Origin of the sequence: Pseudomonas sp. GZD-209 (assembly GCF_049310485.1) — a bacterium.
In the GTDB taxonomy this organism is placed as follows: Bacteria; Pseudomonadota; Gammaproteobacteria; order Pseudomonadales; family Pseudomonadaceae; genus Aquipseudomonas; species Aquipseudomonas sichuanensis.
Window position 1 is genome coordinate 1 of record NZ_JBMOWQ010000304.1, and the last position, 4766, is coordinate 4766.

General features: G+C 51.4%; 2 rRNA genes. Both read left to right on the top strand.

The window, feature by feature from the left end:
* Positions 1-139: 139 nt before the first annotated feature.
* Positions 140-1691, top strand: a 16S ribosomal RNA gene (locus ACO6VM_RS27535).
* A gap of 145 nt (positions 1692-1836) precedes the next feature.
* Positions 1837-4758: ribosomal RNA gene (locus tag ACO6VM_RS27540) — 23S ribosomal RNA — on the top strand.
* Together the 16S and 23S rRNA genes form the textbook arrangement of a ribosomal RNA operon.
* Positions 4759-4766 lie beyond the last annotated feature (8 nt).

Consider the following 4766-nt stretch of genomic DNA (forward strand, 5'->3'; position numbering starts at 1 on the left):
AGCTGGGAGAGCGCCTGCCTTGCACGCAGGAGGTCAGCGGTTCGATCCCGCTAGGCTCCACCATTAGTTCTTTGAAAACTGAACGAAACAAACAACGTGAAACGTCAATTTTTATTTTTAGATGCTAGACAAACTAACTTTATTGGAGAGTTTGATCCTGGCTCAGGATGAACGCTGGCGGCGTGCCTAATACATGCAAGTCGAGCGAATGGATTGAGAGCTTGCTCTCAAGAAGTTAGCGGCGGACGGGTGAGTAACACGTGGGTAACCTGCCCATAAGACTGGGATAACTCCGGGAAACCGGGGCTAATACCGGATAACATTTTGAACTGCATGGTTCGAAATTGAAAGGCGGCTTCGGCTGTCACTTATGGATGGACCCGCGTCGCATTAGCTAGTTGGTGAGGTAACGGCTCACCAAGGCAACGATGCGTAGCCGACCTGAGAGGGTGATCGGCCACACTGGGACTGAGACACGGCCCAGACTCCTACGGGAGGCAGCAGTAGGGAATCTTCCGCAATGGACGAAAGTCTGACGGAGCAACGCCGCGTGAGTGATGAAGGCTTTCGGGTCGTAAAACTCTGTTGTTAGGGAAGAACAAGTGCTAGTTGAATAAGCTGGCACCTTGACGGTACCTAACCAGAAAGCCACGGCTAACTACGTGCCAGCAGCCGCGGTAATACGTAGGTGGCAAGCGTTATCCGGAATTATTGGGCGTAAAGCGCGCGCAGGTGGTTTCTTAAGTCTGATGTGAAAGCCCACGGCTCAACCGTGGAGGGTCATTGGAAACTGGGAGACTTGAGTGCAGAAGAGGAAAGTGGAATTCCATGTGTAGCGGTGAAATGCGTAGAGATATGGAGGAACACCAGTGGCGAAGGCGACTTTCTGGTCTGTAACTGACACTGAGGCGCGAAAGCGTGGGGAGCAAACAGGATTAGATACCCTGGTAGTCCACGCCGTAAACGATGAGTGCTAAGTGTTAGAGGGTTTCCGCCCTTTAGTGCTGAAGTTAACGCATTAAGCACTCCGCCTGGGGAGTACGGCCGCAAGGCTGAAACTCAAAGGAATTGACGGGGGCCCGCACAAGCGGTGGAGCATGTGGTTTAATTCGAAGCAACGCGAAGAACCTTACCAGGTCTTGACATCCTCTGAAAACCCTAGAGATAGGGCTTCTCCTTCGGGAGCAGAGTGACAGGTGGTGCATGGTTGTCGTCAGCTCGTGTCGTGAGATGTTGGGTTAAGTCCCGCAACGAGCGCAACCCTTGATCTTAGTTGCCATCATTAAGTTGGGCACTCTAAGGTGACTGCCGGTGACAAACCGGAGGAAGGTGGGGATGACGTCAAATCATCATGCCCCTTATGACCTGGGCTACACACGTGCTACAATGGACGGTACAAAGAGCTGCAAGACCGCGAGGTGGAGCTAATCTCATAAAACCGTTCTCAGTTCGGATTGTAGGCTGCAACTCGCCTACATGAAGCTGGAATCGCTAGTAATCGCGGATCAGCATGCCGCGGTGAATACGTTCCCGGGCCTTGTACACACCGCCCGTCACACCACGAGAGTTTGTAACACCCGAAGTCGGTGGGGTAACCTTTTTGGAGCCAGCCGCCTAAGGTGGGACAGATGATTGGGGTGAAGTCGTAACAAGGTAGCCGTATCGGAAGGTGCGGCTGGATCACCTCCTTTCTATGGAGAATTGATGAACGCTGTTCATCAATATAAGTTTCCGTGTTTCGTTTTGTTCAGTTTTGAGAGAACTATCTCTCATATATAAATGTATGTTCTTTGAAAACTAGATAACAGTGTAGCTCATATTTTTTAATTTTAGTTTGGTTAAGTTAGAAAGGGCGCACGGTGGATGCCTTGACACTAGGAGTCGATGAAGGACGGGACTAACGCCGATATGCTTCGGGGAGCTGTAAGTAAGCTTTGATCCGAAGATTTCCGAATGGGGAAACCCACTATACGTAATGGTATGGTATCCTTACCTGAATACATAGGGTATGGAAGACAGACCCAGGGAACTGAAACATCTAAGTACCTGGAGGAAGAGAAAGCAAATGCGATTTCCTGAGTAGCGGCGAGCGAAACGGAACATAGCCCAAACCAAGAGGCTTGCCTCTTGGGGTTGTAGGACATTCTATACGGAGTTACAAAGGAACGAGGTAGACGAAGCGACCTGGAAAGGTCCGTCGTAGAGGGTAACAACCCCGTAGTCGAAACTTCGTTCTCTCTTGAATGTATCCTGAGTACGGCGGAACACGTGAAATTCCGTCGGAATCTGGGAGGACCATCTCCCAAGGCTAAATACTCCCTAGTGATCGATAGTGAACCAGTACCGTGAGGGAAAGGTGAAAAGCACCCCGGAAGGGGAGTGAAAGAGATCCTGAAACCGTGTGCCTACAAATAGTCAGAGCCCGTTAATGGGTGATGGCGTGCCTTTTGTAGAATGAACCGGCGAGTTACGATCCCGTGCGAGGTTAAGCTGAAGAGGCGGAGCCGCAGCGAAAGCGAGTCTGAATAGGGCGTTTAGTACGTGGTCGTAGACCCGAAACCAGGTGATCTACCCATGTCCAGGGTGAAGTTCAGGTAACACTGAATGGAGGCCCGAACCCACGCACGTTGAAAAGTGCGGGGATGAGGTGTGGGTAGCGGAGAAATTCCAATCGAACCTGGAGATAGCTGGTTCTCCCCGAAATAGCTTTAGGGCTAGCCTTAAGTGTAAGAGTCTTGGAGGTAGAGCACTGATTGAACTAGGGGTCCTCATCGGATTACCGAATTCAGTCAAACTCCGAATGCCAATGACTTATCCTTAGGAGTCAGACTGCGAGTGATAAGATCCGTAGTCAAGAGGGAAACAGCCCAGATCGCCAGCTAAGGTCCCAAAGTGTGTATTAAGTGGAAAAGGATGTGGAGTTGCTTAGACAACTAGGATGTTGGCTTAGAAGCAGCCACCATTTAAAGAGTGCGTAATAGCTCACTAGTCGAGTGACTCTGCGCCGAAAATGTACCGGGGCTAAATACACCACCGAAGCTGCGAATTGATACCAATGGTATCAGTGGTAGGGGAGCGTTCTAAGTGCAGTGAAGTCAGACCGGAAGGACTGGTGGAGCGCTTAGAAGTGAGAATGCCGGTATGAGTAGCGAAAGACGGGTGAGAATCCCGTCCACCGAATGCCTAAGGTTTCCTGAGGAAGGCTCGTCCGCTCAGGGTTAGTCAGGACCTAAGCCGAGGCCGACAGGCGTAGGCGATGGACAACAGGTTGATATTCCTGTACCACCTCTTTATCGTTTGAGCAATGGAGGGACGCAGAAGGATAGAAGAAGCGTGCGATTGGTTGTGCACGTCCAAGCAGTTAGGCTGATAAGTAGGCAAATCCGCTTATCGTGAAGGCTGAGCTGTGATGGGGAAGCTCCTTATGGAGCGAAGTCTTTGATTCCCCGCTGCCAAGAAAAGCTTCTAGCGAGATAAAAGGTGCCTGTACCGCAAACCGACACAGGTAGGCGAGGAGAGAATCCTAAGGTGTGCGAGAGAACTCTGGTTAAGGAACTCGGCAAAATGACCCCGTAACTTCGGGAGAAGGGGTGCTTTCTTAACGGAAAGCCGCAGTGAATAGGCCCAAGCGACTGTTTAGCAAAAACACAGCTCTCTGCGAAGCCGTAAGGCGAAGTATAGGGGGTGACACCTGCCCGGTGCTGGAAGGTTAAGGAGAGGGGTTAGCGTAAGCGAAGCTCTGAACTGAAGCCCCAGTAAACGGCGGCCGTAACTATAACGGTCCTAAGGTAGCGAAATTCCTTGTCGGGTAAGTTCCGACCCGCACGAAAGGTGTAACGATTTGGGCACTGTCTCAACCAGAGACTCGGTGAAATTATAGTACCTGTGAAGATGCAGGTTACCCGCGACAGGACGGAAAGACCCCGTGGAGCTTTACTGTAGCCTGATATTGAATTTTGGTACAGTTTGTACAGGATAGGCGGGAGCCATTGAAACCGGAGCGCTAGCTTCGGTGGAGGCGCTGGTGGGATACCGCCCTGACTGTATTGAAATTCTAACCTACGGGTCTTATCGACCCGGGAGACAGTGTCAGGTGGGCAGTTTGACTGGGGCGGTCGCCTCCTAAAGTGTAACGGAGGCGCCCAAAGGTTCCCTCAGAATGGTTGGAAATCATTCGTAGAGTGCAAAGGCATAAGGGAGCTTGACTGCGAGACCTACAAGTCGAGCAGGGACGAAAGTCGGGCTTAGTGATCCGGTGGTTCCGCATGGAAGGGCCATCGCTCAACGGATAAAAGCTACCCCGGGGATAACAGGCTTATCTCCCCCAAGAGTCCACATCGACGGGGAGGTTTGGCACCTCGATGTCGGCTCATCGCATCCTGGGGCTGTAGTCGGTCCCAAGGGTTGGGCTGTTCGCCCATTAAAGCGGTACGCGAGCTGGGTTCAGAACGTCGTGAGACAGTTCGGTCCCTATCCGTCGTGGGCGTAGGAAATTTGAGAGGAGCTGTCCTTAGTACGAGAGGACCGGGATGGACGCACCGCTGGTGTACCAGTTGTTCTGCCAAGGGCATAGCTGGGTAGCTATGTGCGGAAGGGATAAGTGCTGAAAGCATCTAAGCATGAAGCCCCCCTCAAGATGAGATTTCCCATAGCGTAAGCTAGTAAGATCCCTGAAAGATGATCAGGTTGATAGGTTCGAGGTGGAAGCATGGTGACATGTGGAGCTGACGAATACTAATAGATCGAGGACTTAACCATATAATATG